This window comes from Halorubrum amylolyticum, assembly GCF_004114995.1.
Taxonomy (GTDB): domain Archaea; phylum Halobacteriota; class Halobacteria; order Halobacteriales; family Haloferacaceae; genus Halorubrum; species Halorubrum amylolyticum.
Genome location: NZ_SDJP01000014.1, coordinates 1 through 14,125 on the forward strand (window position 1 = coordinate 1; position 14,125 = coordinate 14,125).

General features: G+C 69.4%; 12 protein-coding genes and 2 pseudogenes. 7 read left to right on the top strand and 7 right to left on the bottom strand.

Annotated features, from left to right (window positions below):
* Both ESO89_RS10580 and ESO89_RS10585 read left to right on the top strand, forming a co-directional pair.
* On the top strand, positions 1–571 hold a 571-nt coding region (locus ESO89_RS10580), incomplete at its 5' end, for a sugar phosphate nucleotidyltransferase (RefSeq protein WP_164932779.1).
* Positions 572–661: 90 nt separating this feature from the next.
* A complete protein-coding gene (locus ESO89_RS10585; protein WP_128905481.1) occupies positions 662–1,579 on the top strand; it encodes an NAD-dependent epimerase/dehydratase family protein in 918 nt (305 codons plus the stop codon).
* 193 nt (positions 1,580–1,772) lie between these two features.
* Here ESO89_RS10585 and ESO89_RS18995 read toward each other — a convergent pair.
* From ESO89_RS18995 to ESO89_RS10600, 3 genes and pseudogenes are all read right to left on the bottom strand, one after another.
* Positions 1,773–1,877 (bottom strand): annotated as a pseudogene (locus ESO89_RS18995) (winged helix-turn-helix transcriptional regulator); the annotation flags it as partial.
* A gap of 115 nt (positions 1,878–1,992) precedes the next feature.
* Positions 1,993–4,464: a DUF5059 domain-containing protein gene (locus tag ESO89_RS10595; RefSeq protein ID WP_128905482.1), complete on the bottom strand. Its 2,472-nt coding sequence runs from the start codon at positions 4,462–4,464 to the stop codon at positions 1,993–1,995.
* A 295-nt stretch (positions 4,465–4,759) separates the two neighbouring features.
* Positions 4,760–5,731, bottom strand: coding sequence for a phosphoadenosine phosphosulfate reductase family protein (locus ESO89_RS10600; protein WP_128905483.1), 972 nt, complete (start codon positions 5,729–5,731; stop codon positions 4,760–4,762).
* Positions 5,732–5,886: 155 nt separating this feature from the next.
* Between ESO89_RS10600 and ESO89_RS10605 the strand changes: the two genes are divergently transcribed.
* Positions 5,887–7,233, top strand: coding sequence for an alkaline phosphatase family protein (locus ESO89_RS10605; protein ID WP_128905484.1), 1,347 nt, complete (start codon positions 5,887–5,889; stop codon positions 7,231–7,233).
* A 66-nt stretch (positions 7,234–7,299) separates the two neighbouring features.
* Here ESO89_RS10605 and ESO89_RS10610 read toward each other — a convergent pair whose 3' ends face one another.
* Entirely contained in the window at positions 7,300–8,166 is an 867-nt protein-coding gene (locus ESO89_RS10610; protein WP_128905485.1) for a DUF7847 domain-containing protein, read from the bottom strand.
* Positions 8,167–8,223: 57 nt separating this feature from the next.
* Entirely contained in the window at positions 8,224–9,564 is a 1,341-nt protein-coding gene (aglM, locus tag ESO89_RS10615; protein ID WP_128905486.1) for a UDP-glucose 6-dehydrogenase AglM, read from the bottom strand.
* A 98-nt stretch (positions 9,565–9,662) separates the two neighbouring features.
* On the opposite strand from aglM, the gene ESO89_RS10620 reads away from it, so the two are divergent.
* The 3 genes and pseudogenes from ESO89_RS10620 (at position 9,663) to ESO89_RS10630 (ending at position 10,970) form a co-directional block, all read left to right on the top strand.
* On the top strand, positions 9,663–10,226 hold the full coding sequence (locus ESO89_RS10620; RefSeq protein WP_128905487.1) for a TIGR04206 family protein: 564 nt from the start codon (positions 9,663–9,665) through the stop codon (positions 10,224–10,226).
* A gap of 103 nt (positions 10,227–10,329) precedes the next feature.
* Positions 10,330–10,709 (top strand): annotated as a pseudogene (locus tag ESO89_RS10625) (ZIP family metal transporter); the annotation flags it as partial.
* A gap of 51 nt (positions 10,710–10,760) precedes the next feature.
* Positions 10,761–10,970, top strand: a complete 210-nt coding sequence (locus ESO89_RS10630) for a hypothetical protein (RefSeq protein ID WP_128905488.1) — start codon at positions 10,761–10,763, stop codon at positions 10,968–10,970.
* A gap of 49 nt (positions 10,971–11,019) precedes the next feature.
* Here the strand turns inward: ESO89_RS10630 and ESO89_RS10635 are convergent, their stop codons facing one another.
* Both ESO89_RS10635 and aroC read right to left on the bottom strand, forming a co-directional pair.
* A complete protein-coding gene (locus ESO89_RS10635; RefSeq protein WP_128905489.1) occupies positions 11,020–12,492 on the bottom strand; it encodes a sensor histidine kinase in 1,473 nt (490 codons plus the stop codon).
* 57 nt (positions 12,493–12,549) lie between these two features.
* Positions 12,550–13,737 (bottom strand): chorismate synthase, encoded by a 1,188-nt coding sequence (gene aroC / locus ESO89_RS10640; RefSeq protein ID WP_128905490.1) that lies wholly within the window; start codon positions 13,735–13,737, stop codon positions 12,550–12,552.
* A 122-nt stretch (positions 13,738–13,859) separates the two neighbouring features.
* Between aroC and ESO89_RS10645 the strand changes: the two genes are divergently transcribed.
* Positions 13,860–14,081, top strand: coding sequence for a hypothetical protein (locus ESO89_RS10645; protein ID WP_128905555.1), 222 nt, complete (start codon positions 13,860–13,862; stop codon positions 14,079–14,081).
* The last annotated feature ends 44 nt before the right edge of the window (positions 14,082–14,125 follow it).

Consider the following 14,125-nt stretch of genomic DNA (forward strand, 5'->3'; position numbering starts at 1 on the left):
GCCGATCACGTACACGCACCAGCGCGAGCAGCTCGGCTTGGCGCACGCCATCCTCCAAGCCGAACCGCACGTCGACGGCGACTTCATGCTGATGCTGGGCGACAACGTCTTTCGGGGGAACCTCGAAGACGTGGCCAGCCGGCAACAAGAAGATCGCGCCGACGCGGCGTTCCTCGTCGAGGAAGTGCCCTACGAAGAAGCATCCCGGTACGGTGTCCTTGACACCAACGAGTACGGCGAGGTGGTCGAGGTGGTCGAGAAGCCCGACGACCCACCGTCGAATCTGGTGATGACCGGCTTCTACACGTTCACGCCCGCGATCTTCCACGCGTGCCACCTCGTCCAGCCCTCCGACCGCGGCGAGTACGAACTCCCCGACGCGATCGATCTGCTCATCCAGTCCGGCCGCACCATCGACGCGATCCGGCTCGACGGGTGGCGCATCGACGTGGGCTACCCCGAAGATCGCGACCGCGCCGAAAACCGGCTCGACGACCTAGCGAGCGAGGGCGAGTCCGACGACGGAGCCGAAAGCGACGACGACGCCGACGAAGCAGTCGTCGACGGATAGGCCCGACTCCGGTCCGGAGTGGCTGAAGGGGGGTGATACTCCCTCAATCGAACCGAAGCCATAATTCCCTCCCCCCGACGATACACACCCATGCAGAACAAGCGCGTTCTGGTCACGGGCGGCGCGGGCTTCATCGGCTCGAACCTCGCGAACCGCCTCGCGGCCGACAACGACGTGATCGCCGTTGACGACACGTACCTCGGGACGCCGGAGAACCTCGACGACGGCGTGGAGTTCGTCGAGGCCTCGGTGCTCGACGACGACTATCCCGCCGACGTCGACGTCCTCTTTCACCTCGCCGCGCTCTCCTCGCGGAACATGCACGAGACCGATCCCCAGCGTGGCTGCCGCGTCAACGTCGAGGGGTTCGTCAACGCGGTCGAGCGCGCCCGGCAGGAAGGCTGCGAGACCGTCGTCTACGCCTCGACCTCCTCGATCTACGGGAGCCGCACCGAGCCCTCGCCCGTGGACATGGACGTGGAGGCGCGCACGGCCTACGAGGCCTCGAAGCTCGCGCGCGAGCGCTACGCCGAGTACTACGCCAACCACCACGAGATGAACGTGGCCGGGCTTCGCTTCTTCTCCGTCTACCAGGGGTTCGGCGGCAACGAGGAGCACAAAGGGGAGTACGCGAACACGGTCGCGCAGTTCGCGGACGCGATCGCCAACGGCGAGGCGCCCGAGCTGTTCGGCGACGGGACCCAGACCCGCGATTTCACCCACGTCTCGGACGTGGCCCGCGCCTGCGAGCTCGCCGCCGACCGCGATCTCACGGGCGTGTACAACGTCGGCACCCAGGAGGCCTACTCGTTCAACGAGATGGTCGACCTGATCAACGACGCGCTCGGCACCGACATCGATCCGGAGTACATCGAGTGCCCTTTCGACGGCTACGTCCACGACACGATGGCCGACTACTCGAAATTCCGCGACGCCACCGGCTGGGAGCCCGAAATCGACTTCGAGGAGGGCGTCGAACTCGTCTGTGAGCCGTACCTCGACGAGTAGGTCTGGGACGCGGCGTCGTCGCCGCGTTGCCGCGGCCTCCGAAAACCCCGGTCAGAGCCCGTACTCGAACGCCCAGTGGCGGAGGTGAGCGAAGACGGGGAACAGCGATTCCGCCCTCTCGGTCGGCGTGTATTCCACGCGACGGGACCTCGTCGTAGGCGGTGCGGTCCAACAGCCCCGCCGCGGTCAGCCTCTGTAACCGCGTCGAGAGCGTGTTCGGGGCGATGTCCAGTTCGCTTTCGATGTCGCTGAACCGGAGCGAGCCCTCCGCGAACGCGAACTCGCTCAACACCGCCATCGTGTGCGTCTTTCCGAGGAGGTCGAGGAGCTCCGGACCGTCTCGCGGATGCGCTCCCGTTCGTCGGGGTCGAACGATTCGCGGAGCGCGGTGGCCTCCGCACGCGATAACCCGGTCACTCGACGACGATTTTACCGACCATGCCGGCGGCCTCGTGCGGCACGCAGAAGTACTCGTGCGTGCCGGTCGTCTCGAAGGTGCGGACGTACGACTGCCCCGACTGCACGGCGCCTTCGCCGTTCTCCCAGCCGGTTCGCGCCGCCTCCTCGGAGTCGAACCCGCCGGTGGCCCAGTACGCGGCCCCGTCGGGGGTCCCGTCCTCGTACGCGACCACGTTGTGCGGCTCACCGGCGGCCCACGTCCACGCCACCGTGTCGCCTGCGGAGACCGTCAGCTCCGCGGGCTCGAACGCCACGGTCCGAATCTCGACGACGTGGTCGGCGTCCTCGGGGACGCCCTCGACGACGTTCGGCCCCCCTCGGAGGTCCGACTCGCCGCCGTCGTCCCCGCCCGATTCGGAGCCCCCGGCGGCGGCGCCGGCGAGGTCCATATCGAGCGGGAGCTCCTCGACGCCGTCGACGAGCGCGAACTGGGCGTACTGGGCGCCGCGGGCGAACGAGTCGGCGGCCGCCCCGACATCGCCGCCCTCCTGAAGGGCGGTGAGGTAGGCGTCGAGCCCCGCCTCGAACGTCTCGTAGGCGTTGCGGTCGGCCTCTTCGAGCAGCTCGTGGACGCGCGCCTCCTCGAAGTGCGCGAAGGCGTCCCGCGCGATCGTCGCCGCGGCGTCCGCCTGCGATCCGCCGCCCGACTCGACGATCGCGTAGATCGACGCCACCGCTTCGGCGTTGAACTCGGTCGCCGCGGGATACACGTCGTCGCCGTCGTCCGCGGCCGTCCCGATGGCCCCGAGGGCGTCCTCGAACGCCTCGTAAACCGAGTCGTCGGCCTCCTCGAGCGCCTCGTGGTAGCCGCCGGCGCCCGACTCGAAGCGTTCGAACGCCTCTTGAGCGATCGCCTGCGACCGCCCGTCCTCGCCAAGCGCGTCGAGGACGGCGGCGTCGAACCCGCGAGCCGCCATGTAGGCCCCCTCGCCCCCGCTGACCGTCGGCGTCGAGCCGGCCGCCGTTGCGAACTCGCGCAGCGTCGACTGCACGCCCTCGTAGTGGGTGTCGACGGCGGCGTCGTCGCCGCTCTCGAACGCGTCGATCAGCCCGGCGAGGTGCTCTTCCTCGAACCGCGCGTACAGTTCTTCGCTCGTCGACTCGACGGTCTCGTGGACGTCGAGCTCGTTCTCCTCGAAGCGCCCGAACACGTCCTCGGCGATCGAGGCGGCGACGGCGTGCTGGCCGAGCCGATACCGCTCGCGCGCATCGGCGAACCGAGACCGGAAGAACGCCGCCTCAAGCAGAGGGGCGTTCGCGCCGGCGAGCGCCCCGACGCCGGCCACGAGGTGCTCGTCGATCGCCGCGACCGCGTCGTCGATCCCCGACGAGTCCCCGCTCTCGACGGCGGACTGCAGGTCGGAGAGCCCCGCTTCGAACCCCTCGTACGCCTCGCCGTCGGCCTCCTCGAGCGCCTCGTGCGCGCGGGCTCCCTCGAAGTGCGCGAAGACGTCGCTCGCGACCGTCGCCGCGCGGTCGGTCTCGCCGCGGGCCGCGAGCCACCGCGCGTCCGCGACGCGAGCCCGGTAGACCGTGAGGGCGGCGGCGTGCGCGAACGACGACGACGGGCCACCCATCGACGCCACCGCGGCGGCGTCCCACCCCCGCGCCTGGAGCGCCGCGATGTGCCCCGCGCCCGCCGCGCGTTCGGTCTCCCCGAGGTCGTAGCTCCCGTCGATCGCCGCCCGGAACGCCGCGGCCGCGCTCGACTGAACCGCCTCGGCGTCCTCGTTCTCGACCGCGTCGACGACGGACCCGAGGGCGTCCTCGAACGCCTCGTAGGTCTCGCCGTCGGCCGATTCGAGCGCGTCGTGGACGGGCGCGTCCTCGAACCGGCCCGCGACGCCCTCGGCGACCGTTGCCGCCGCCTCGAACTCGTCCGCGGCCGCGAGGAACCCGGCGTTCCGGGCCGTCACCCCGAGCAGTTGGAGATCGAGAAACTGGGCCGTCGTCTCGCCGGCGAGCGCCCGCTGCGCCTCGGCGAGCTGCGTGTCGGCGATGGTCGCCTCCTCGCGGGCGCGGTCGATGTCGTCGGCCTCCAGGCCCGCCGTCCGGAGCTCGCCGAGCGCCTCCTCGAACTCCGCGTAGTTGGTCTCGCTCGTCGTCTCCAAGGTCTCGTGGGCGCCGTGCTCGCCGGACGCCTCCTCGAACCGAGCGAACGTCTGTCGAGCGACCGCCGCCCCGGTTCCGGACTCCCCGGCGACGCCCGCCGACAGCGCGTCCCACAGGCGGGCGCGTATCGCGTTCCACTCCGCGGCGACGGCCGCATCCACGGACGCGGTCGGCTGGCCCGTCTGCTCCGCCCGGCTCTCCGTCGGTTCTGGCTCCTCGTTCGATTCGTCTGCCCGAGTGTTACAGCCGGCGAACCCGCCGGCGAGCGCCGCTGCGCCCGTCGCCAACAGGTCGCGTCTGCTCGGTTGCACCATGTCTGTTTTAGGCACGCCTAAAATACATAAACCCGTCGGTTTTTTTGGACAGCCTAAAAATCTGCGAAGGGCGGGCATTCCCGCCTCGGAAGTGTCGCGTTCGAACGACGAGCGGACGTCTCTCGACGATTCTCTCAGCCGATCGAGCGCCGAGGGCCAGCGGAGCGTCAACGGCCAGCGGAGCGTCAACGGCCAGCGGAGCGCCGAGGGACAACGGAGCGTCGAGGGGCGGAAAAACAGCAGATCGGCGTTCGGTGAAACGGTCACCGTCGAGCCGAAAGCATCCCGCCGAGCGTTACATGTAACCGAGGTCGCGCAGGCGCTCCATCAGGTCCTCCTTGTCCTGGGCGCGGCCGGCGCGCTCGGTCGTGTCTTCGAGGTTCTGGAGCCACGCGGGCTCCTCGGTCGTTTTCTCCGTGCTGACCTCGCTGCCGAGCGAGCGGAACCCGGCGAAGTACTTCGGGGAGATCGGCACGTCCTCCTGCGTGACGCCCTCTGGGAGGTCGTCGTCGGCCTGCGGGACGTACCCCTCGTCGGGGAACGCCGCGACGGTGTCGGGGACGACGTAGTTCCAGAAGGCGTCCCACACGTCGGCCTCGGCGAACTGCAGGATGGGCTGGATGCGGTCGTGCGGCGGGAACAGGTCGGGGTCGTGGCGCGGCGAGAAGAACGTCTCGTCGGCGCGCGCCTCCTGCTCGTCCCAGCGGACGCCGGAGATGACGCCGTCGATGTCGTGGGCTTCGAGGGCGTTGTTGAGCGCGACCGTCTTCAGCAGGTGGTTCCCGACGTAGGTGTCCAAGAGGAAGGGGAACGTGTCCTCCTCGAACTCGAGGATGTCGCGAATGTGGTGCTGGTTCTGCTCGTTCAGCTCGGAGACGGGAATGTCGTCGCCGGGTTCGAGACCGTGTTCGTCGACGTACGCGCCCACGTCCTCGTTGCGGGCGTACACGAGGTCGATGTCCCACTCGTCGGCCCAGTGCTCGACGAAGTCGGTGATGTCGTCGAAGTGCTGGAAGTGGTCTATGAACACCGCGGTCGGCTTCTCGTAGCCGAACTCCTCGGCCACCTGGTTAATGAAGTACAGCGTCAGCGTGGAGTCTTTCCCGCCGGTCCACATCACGGCCGGGTTGTCGTACTGCTCTAACCCGCGGCGCGTGACCTCGATCGCCTTCTCGATTTTGTGTTGCAGCGACGGGTAGTCCGCCGGATCTTCGCCCTCGCCGTCGGCGTAGTCGACGTCGACGCTCGCCGGGAAGTCGTCGGTCATACGCCGGATGTGTCTCCGCCGAGGGGAATAGGCCTTCTGAATCGGCGCGGCTTGCCAGCGCGCCCGAACGGCGGCATGACTCGCCGCGAGCGGCGGATCGCGGCGTCATTCGCCAGAACACAAGGGATATGTCGACTCGAAGTCACCCCTCGTCCATGGGACTGTTCGATCGGCTGCGCGGCGGCGACGACGGGCGCGTGGTCTTCCTCGGCATCGACGGCGTACCGTACGACCTCGTGCAGGAGCACCCGGAGGTCTTCGAGAACCTGACAGACATCGCCGAGGCGGGCTCCGCGGGGCGGTTAGAGAGCATCGTGCCGCCCGAGTCGAGCGCGTGTTGGCCGAGCCTCACGACCGGGGTAAACCCCGGTGCGACCGGCGTCTACGGCTTCCAGGACCGCGAGATCGACTCCTACGAGACGTACGTCCCGATGGGGAAACACGTGTCGGCGACCCGGCTGTGGGACCGCGTCACCGACGACGGCCGCGACGCGACCGTGCTCAACGTCCCCGTCACGTTCCCGCCGTCGAGCCGGATTCAGCGGCAGGTCTCCGGGTTCCTCTCGCCCGGGCTCGACGCGGCCGCGAGCGACGACGACGTTCGGCAGGTCCTCGAAGACCGCGACTACCGGATCGACGTGAACGCGAAGCTCGGCCACGACGACGACAAGACCGACTTCATCGAGAACGCGCACGCGACGCTCGACGCCCGCCGCGACGTGTTCACCCACTACCTCGATCAGGACGACTGGGACCTCTTTTTCGGCGTCTTCATGAGCACCGACCGGATCAACCACTTCCTGTTCGGCGACTACGAGAACGACGGGGAGTACAAGGCGGAGTTCCTCGACTTCTACCGGACGCTCGACGGGTACATCGGCGAGATCCGCGACCGGCTCGACGACGACGCGACCCTGATCGTCGCCTCCGACCACGGGTTCACCGAGCTGGAGTGGGAGGTGAACTGCAACCAGTTCCTCGCCGACGAGGGGTGGCTCTCGTACGACGGCGACGACCACGACTCGCTTACCGACATCGACGACGAGACCCGGGCGTACTCGCTCATCCCCGGCCGCTTCTACCTCAATCTGGAGGGTCGCGAGCCGGAGGGCGTCGTCCCCGAGTCGGAGTACGAGGCGGTCCGCGAGGAGCTCATCGCCGACCTCGAATCGCTCACCGGCCCCGACGGCCGACAGGTGTGCAAGCGGATCGTGAAAGGCGAGACCGTCTTCGACGGCGACCGCGACGAGATCGCGCCCGACCTCGTCGTCATCCCCGCGGACGGCTTCGACCTGAAGTCCGGCTTCGGCGGCAAGGAGGCCGTCTTCACCGAGGGGCCGCGCAACGGGATGCACAAGTTCGAGAACTCGCTTCTGTACTCGACCGACGCCGACCTCGACGTCGAGGGCTCGAACCTCTTCGACGTGACGCCGACGATCCTCGACCTGCTGGACGTCGAGCACGACGGCGACTTCGACGGCGAGAGCCTGCTGAACGCGTAGCTGGCCGTCCCGCGTATCCGATCCACTTTTTAAAAGTCGGTCTCGCGCGGCGGGAACGCAGCCGCGTTACGCCGCGGTCCCGCTGATTCGCCGGTAGAACGCGACCGAGTACGTCGCGTAGAACGCGCCGGCCACTCCGGTCAGGAGGACGTAGCCGAGCGCGAGCGCGGCGACGACCGCCGGGGTCGGCTCGATCGAGACGACCTCCGCGAACGGGGACCCGGCAGGCTGTTGCGGGCCGAAGACGAGCGATCCGGCCGCAGCCAACACGCCGATGATCACGCCGCCGACCGTGAGCAGGGCGGTGTAGCCGAAGACGCTGAGGAGGTTCGACCGGACGAGCCCCGCGCTCCGGCGGAACCCGTCGACGAGCTCCGTGTCGTCGAGGACGACGGCGTGGGCGTAAAACTGGACGAAGAAGGTGACGAGGAGGTACGCCAGAACGAGCCCGACCGCGACGACGCCGACGATCACGAGCAGCGTGGGGTCGAACCCGACGGCCGGCGCCTCGACGCCCGCGCCGGCGCCGCCCATTCCGCTCCCATCCATCCCGGCGACCGACCCGCCGATGACCACGATCAGCACGCCCATGAACGCGATGAACCCGAAGACCATGTTCACCGCGAGCAGGACGAAGTAGCCCAGAAGCAGCGGGACGTAGTTCGCCTTCCCGACCGCGACCAGCGTGCCGAGACGCGTCTCGCCCGCGATCGCCTCGTCGGCCATCCCGAGCATCCCGCCCTGGAAGAACGGGAGGACGAGGATCATTACGCCGAACGTGACGAGCGAGATCGCCGACGCGAGCACCGGGCTGGTCGACTGCACGAGCAGGTTCGGGAGCTGAAAAAGCCCGTACAGCGCCGTGATGAGCACGAGTATCGGGTTGCGAACGACGCCACCGACCGCGGGACGAAGTGATTGGAGGGCCGCCATACCCGACGATCTCCCTCGGGGTACATAAATCAAGAGGACGGGAGTCGAGAAAACCGGCTACCAGGTGAGCCCCTCGTAGGTGAGTCCCTCGCGCCGCTCGATCACCCGACGGCCGTCGATCACGACCGGCCCCTCCGCCGCCGCGCCGCCCATCGCGTCGAACGCGTCGTCGAGCGCCGCGAACTCGTCCCAGTCGGTGACGACGAGCGCCGCGCTCGCCCCGTCGAGCGCGGCCGCGGCCGAGTCCGCGTACTCGATATCGGGGAACCGCTCGCGGGTGTTCTCGGCCGCGACGGGGTCGTAGCCGACGACCTCGGCGCCCCGCTCTCGAAGCCCCTCGATGACCGGGATCGCCCGGGAGTTCCGGATGTCGTCGGTGCCGGGCTTGAAGGCGAGCCCGAGCACCGCGACGCGCTCGCCCGCGACGTCGGCGTGGGCGTCGAGCAGGTCGAGCATGCGCTCCGGCTGGCCGTCGTTCACCGCGACCGCGGCGTCGAGGAGCGCGGGCTCGTAGCCCGCCTCGCGGGCCGCGGCGCGGATGGCGTCGACGTCTTTGGGGAAGCAGCTGCCCCCATAGCCCACCCCCGAGCGCAGGAACTTCGCCCCGATCCGGTCGTCGAGCCCCACCGCGTCCATCACCTCGTAGGCGTCGATCCCGAACCGCTTGCAGATGTTGCCCAGATCGTTCGCCAGCGAGATCTTCGACGCGAGGAACGCGTTGTTGGCGTACTTGATCATCACGGCCGTCTCGGGGTCGGTCCGGACGACCGGCACGTTCCCGTCGGTCGCGGCGAGGAGGGGCTCGTACAGCGCCTCCAGCCGCGCCGTCGCCCACTCGGCCTCGGTCCCGAAGACGACCTTGTCCGGGTGTTGGAAGTCGTCGACGGCGGTGCCCTCGCGGAGGAACTCCGGGTTGGTCGCGAGCTCGACGCGGTCGGCCGCGTCGCCAGCGCCCGCGAGGAGGGCCTCGCGAACCCGCGCGACGCCCGGCGGCGTGATCGTGCTCTTGACGACGACGAGGTGGCGGTCGTCGCGGTCCGCGGGCGACGCGTCGTCGCCCTCCCCACCCTCTGCCAGCGCCTCGCCGGTCATCTCGGCGGCCGCGGTGAGCGCTCCCAGATCGATGCTCCCGTCCTCGTTCGACGGGGTCCCGATCGCGAGGAACGTCACGTCGGCGTCGGGGACGCTCTCGTAGTCGGTCGTCGCGCGGAGCCGGTCGCCCGCGTGCTCGGCCAGCAGGTCGTCGAGGCCGGGCTCGTGGATGGCGGCGTGCCCGTCGTTGAGCGCCGCGACCACGTCCGGATCGATGTCGACGGCGGTCACGTCGTGACCCGCGTCCGCGAGGCAAGCCGCGAGGGTCGTTCCGACGTAGCCGCTTCCGACGACGGTGACTCGCATACCGAAGCAAGCGACCCCCGACACAAAGAGCGTTGCGCGTCTCCAGACGCGAGACCGTCTCCGGACGATACTTACCCGCGGCCCGCCGAGGCGACGGTATGTCCGAGGGATCGGGACCGGGATCGGCGGCGACGAGGACGCGGCGACCGGAGTCCGACGACCGCGCTGGCCGCGACGCCCGCGCCACCCGGCGGAACGCGTGGCTCCTCGTCGTCGCCCTCCTCGCGGTCCCGATGGCCGTGATCCCCGGCGGCGACCTCACGGTCGTGAGCCTCTGGGGGTTCCTCAACACGGCGGGGCCCGCCGGAGCGCTCGGCGCCGGCGGCTACCCCGTCTGGGCGTACTTCCTCGAACAGCCGCGCCCGTTCGGGGCGCTCCCGGCGTCGATCCGGGCGTGGCCGCTCGCGATCGGGTTTCACCTCCTCGCGGCGGCCAGCGCGACGGCGGGGGTCGCGCTCGGACGGGAGGACCGACGCGTCACCGGCGGGCTCCTCGCGCTCGCCGCGGCCGCGAGCCTGTGGGTCTCCGTCGGCGTCGCGACCCGGTTCGGGGTCGGGACCACGTCCGGGTGGCTCGCCGTGATCCCGGTCGGCGCGCTCGCGACGCTGGCGGTCGTCGCCGGCGTCTACGGGCGCGATCTCCGGGCCGCGTTCGAGCGCTGACCGCGGCGGCGGCCTCTCGGTCGCGCCGTCGTCGGCCGCATTTATGTGTCCGCGGCGGAAACCGCGTTCCATGACGACCCTCGCGACCGTCGTGACCGTCACCGGCGTCGCGTTCGCGTCGGGGTTAGCGGAGGTCGCGCTGGTGCTGGCGGTCGTGATCGGTCTCCGGAACGTGCCGGACGGATTCGCCTTCGCGGTGCCGATGGCGGACACCGGGATGTCGAACCTGCGTGTGCGTGGTACACCACGCTCTCCGGGCTCGTCCCGCAGGTCGTCGCCTCGGTGTTCGGGTTCTCGCTCGTCGGGCTCGCCACCGGGCTGTTCCCGGTCGCCTCCGGGTTCGCCGCGGGCGCGATGCTCGCGGTGGTGTTCCGCGAGCTGATCCCCTCCTCGCACGGACACGGCCACGCCGACGCCGCGACGGGGGCGTTTCTCGTCGGCTTCGTCCTCCTCGTCGTCGTCGACGCGGTCGTCGTGGTGTGAACCGCACGAGACCGCGACGCCTTTTCAACCGGGCGCGCCCTGTCCTCGGACATGTCCACGACCGTCTCCACGCCCGACCCCGGCCAGACGTGCGCCTACTGCGGCTCGCGGATCTTCGAGCACGATCCGATCTGCGTGCGCGACTGCGACGACGACTGCGGCTCGCCCGCCTACTTCTGTAACTACGCGTGCCTCGCGGCGCACGTCGACGAGAACGACCTCACCGCGGGCGACGCCTGCGAGTGGTCGCCGGGAGAGTGAGAGCAGAGACGGAGCGACTGCCAGCGGCCACAGAACGCCGAGATACCGCTCAGTCGCGATCGACGCCGGTGAACTCGAAGCGGGCGCCGCCCGCCGCTCCGTCCGCCACGGCGACCGACCACCCGTGCGCCTCGACGATCTCGTGGACGATGGCGAGCCCGAAGCCGGTCCCGGCCTCGGCGGTCGTGTGGCCGGACTCGAAGACGTCGTCGCGCTTCGCCTCCGGGATTCCCGGCCCGTCGTCCTCGACGTAGAATCCGTCCGGGAGGTCGCCGACGGTGACGCTCACGTCCCTGCCGCCGTGTTCCACGCTGTTTCGGAACAGGTTGCCGAACAGCTGCCGGAGTCGGCTCGGATCGGCTCGCACCGTCCCCGACGCCTCGTTTCGGAGCGTCACGCCCCTCGTGGCGACCGTTTGCCAGCAGCTGGACACGAACGCGCCGAGCTCGACCGTCTCCTTCTCGTCGATGAGCTGTCCCTGTTTCGCGAGCGACAGGATGTTCTCGATCAGGTCCTCCATCCGCGCGTGGGCGTTCGCCACCGCCTCCATGTGGGGGTCGCCCTCGCACTCCGGTTCGATCATCTCCAGGTGACCGGTTGCGGTGTTGAGGGGATTCCGAAGGTCGTGGCTCACGACCTCCGCGAACTCCTCGAGCTGACGGTTCTTCCGCCGGAGCTGTTCCTCCGTCCGCTTTCGGTCGGTGATGTCGAGGTACGCGCCGAGCGCCTCGTCGCGGTCGTCGCCCGCGAGGTGGGTCGCGACCAACAGGAACGTGCGGCGCTCGCCGTTCGCCGTCCGGCGGACGACCTCCCGATGGACCCGCTGGCCGTCCCGAATCCGTTCATTGATCTCGCTCGCGGCGTCCGCGTCGTCCGCGTCGACGATGAACTCGTCCAGCGACGAGCCGACCAGCCGCTGTTCGCCGAAGCCGAACTGCTCTCTGAACGCGCGGTTCGTCTGTTCGACGAGCGGGTCGCCGCCGCTGAACTCGGAGAGGACGATCGGTACCGGAACCGCGTCGAGGAGCTGCTCGAACCGGTTGCGTTCCTTTTCGGCGCGCTCCCGGGACGCGCGGAGCTCCGTGATGTCCTCGTTGACGGCGACGAAGCGGACGATCTTCCCGTCCGCGTTCGTGATCGGCGAGATCGTCTGCTTGGCGACGTAGCGCTCGCCGTTGCGCCGCTCGTTGACGATCTCGCCGTGCCAGACCTCGCCGGAGAGGATCGTGTCCCAGAGCCGCTCGTAGAACTGCTGGTCGTGGACGCCGGACTGGAGGATGTTGGCGTTGCTCTCGACGGCCTCATCGGCGCTGTATCCGGTCTGCTCCTCGAACGCGGCGTTCACGTACTGGATCGTGCCGCTGGTGTCGGTCCAGTATATCGCGTGGCCGGCGCTGCGCACGACCTCTCGGAACGTTCGCAGCTCTATGTCGGCCGAGCCGTCCCCGAGGCCGATCGGTTCGGCGGCGTCCTCGGCGCCGTCTTCGTCGGACGAGCGGTCGGCGGAGTGCGAAGGACCCATCGTACGGCTCGGTTATCTCTGGTAGCTCCGTTTACAATTACCGGTTCCGACGAGCGATCACTCGTTGTCCGGACTGCTCGGGTGGTAGTCGGTGTCGTACTGCCCCGGCTCGCCGTCGACGCGGTCGGGGTTGATCCGGCCGGCGAGCAGCATGAAGTCGAGGACGGTGCAGTAGAGCATCGCCTCGACGACGGGGACGGCCCGCGGCGGGAGGACGGGGTCGTGGCGGCCGACGACCTGTATCTCCGTCTCCTCGCCCGTCTCCCAGTCGGCGGAGCGCTGTTTCTTCGGGATCGAGGTGGGCGCGTGCCACGTCGCCTCGCCGTAGATGGGTTCGCCGGTCGTGATCCCGCCCTGGAGCCCGCCGTGGTCGTTGCCGACGGGGACCGGGTCGTCCTCCTCGCTCTCGACGTGGTCGAAGGACTCGCCGTCGTCGAAGGTCCAGTCCTCGTTGCGCTCGCTGCCCGTCACGTTGACGGCGTCCTTTCCGAGCCCGAACTCGACGCCCGTGGTCGCCGGGATGGAGAACATCGCCTGCCCGAGCCGGGACGGGAAGCCGTCGAAGCGCGGAGCGCCGAGCCCGCGCGGGACGCCCCGGCACTCGAAGTAGATGGAGCCGCCGATGGAGTCGCCCGCCTCCTGATACCGTTCGATCAGCTCCTGCATCTCGGCGGCGGCCTCGGGGTCGGCACACCGCACGTCGTTCTCCTCGCTGCGCTCCAGAAGCTGCTCGAAGCTCACCTCGTCGGCCTCGATGTCACCGATGCGGTTGACGTGGGCTTTGATCGCCACGTCGTACTCGGAGGCGTCGAGCACCTGTTCGGCGACCGCGCCGGCGGCGACCCAGTTCACCGTCTCGCGCGCGGAAGAGCGCCCGCCGCCGCCCCAGTTGCGCGTGCCGAACTTCGCGGAGTAGGTGTAGTCGCCGTGGGAGGGGCGCGGCGCGGTGACGTACGGCTCGTACTTGCCCGAGCGCGCGTCCTTGTTCTGGATCACCATGCCGATCGGCGTGCCGGTGGTGTAGCCGTCCTGCACGCCCGAGTTGACGACGACCTCGTCGGGCTCGCCCCGGGAGGTCGTGATCATCGACTGCCCCGGCTTGCGCCGGTCGAGCTGCGCCTGAATGGCCTCCTCGTCGAGCTCGACGCCGGCGGGCACGCCCGATACCGTCACGCCCATCGCGTCGCCGTGGCTCTCGCCGTACGTCGTCACCTGAAAGAGCCGACCGAACCGGTTCCCGTTCATACGCGACCGTATGGCCGAGGGCATATAGGGGTTGCAATCCGCGCAACCGACCGACGTCTCACCGCGGCCGATACCTCACCGCGACCGATGATGGTTTATCAGGGGGCTGCGTTGACGTGAGCGTGCGCGATCGACTCACTTCGGACCTCGGTGTGTACGCCCTCTCCGGGCTGTTCTCCCTCGTCGTCTTCGTCGTCGCGCTGACGATCCTCTCGCGGACGCTGCCGGGCGGACTCGGCTCGCGCCAGCTCGTCGGACTCGTGTTCGGCTACCTGCTTTTCATCGGCGCGTACTCCACCGCGTGGTTCATCTACAGCGAGATCGACAGCCGCGAGGAGATCTGACGCGTCTCTCCGGCCGCGGCCGGCTCCGGCCCTGCCTCGCCTCC

Coding starts and splice junctions, on each gene's coding strand:
- ESO89_RS10635 (WP_128905489.1), bottom strand. CDS start 12,492: ATGGGTCCTTCGCACTCCGCCGACCGCTCGTCCGACGAAGACGGCGCC.
- ESO89_RS10585 (WP_128905481.1), top strand. CDS start 662: ATGCAGAACAAGCGCGTTCTGGTCACGGGCGGCGCGGGCTTCATCGGC.
- ESO89_RS10610 (WP_128905485.1), bottom strand. CDS start 8,166: ATGGCGGCCCTCCAATCACTTCGTCCCGCGGTCGGTGGCGTCGTTCGC.
- ESO89_RS10595 (WP_128905482.1), bottom strand. CDS start 4,464: ATGGTGCAACCGAGCAGACGCGACCTGTTGGCGACGGGCGCAGCGGCG.
- ESO89_RS10630 (WP_128905488.1), top strand. CDS start 10,761: ATGTCCACGACCGTCTCCACGCCCGACCCCGGCCAGACGTGCGCCTAC.
- ESO89_RS10600 (WP_128905483.1), bottom strand. CDS start 5,731: ATGACCGACGACTTCCCGGCGAGCGTCGACGTCGACTACGCCGACGGC.
- ESO89_RS10605 (WP_128905484.1), top strand. CDS start 5,887: ATGGGACTGTTCGATCGGCTGCGCGGCGGCGACGACGGGCGCGTGGTC.
- aroC (WP_128905490.1), bottom strand. CDS start 13,737: ATGAACGGGAACCGGTTCGGTCGGCTCTTTCAGGTGACGACGTACGGC.
- ESO89_RS10620 (WP_128905487.1), top strand. CDS start 9,663: ATGTCCGAGGGATCGGGACCGGGATCGGCGGCGACGAGGACGCGGCGA.
- aglM (WP_128905486.1), bottom strand. CDS start 9,564: ATGCGAGTCACCGTCGTCGGAAGCGGCTACGTCGGAACGACCCTCGCG.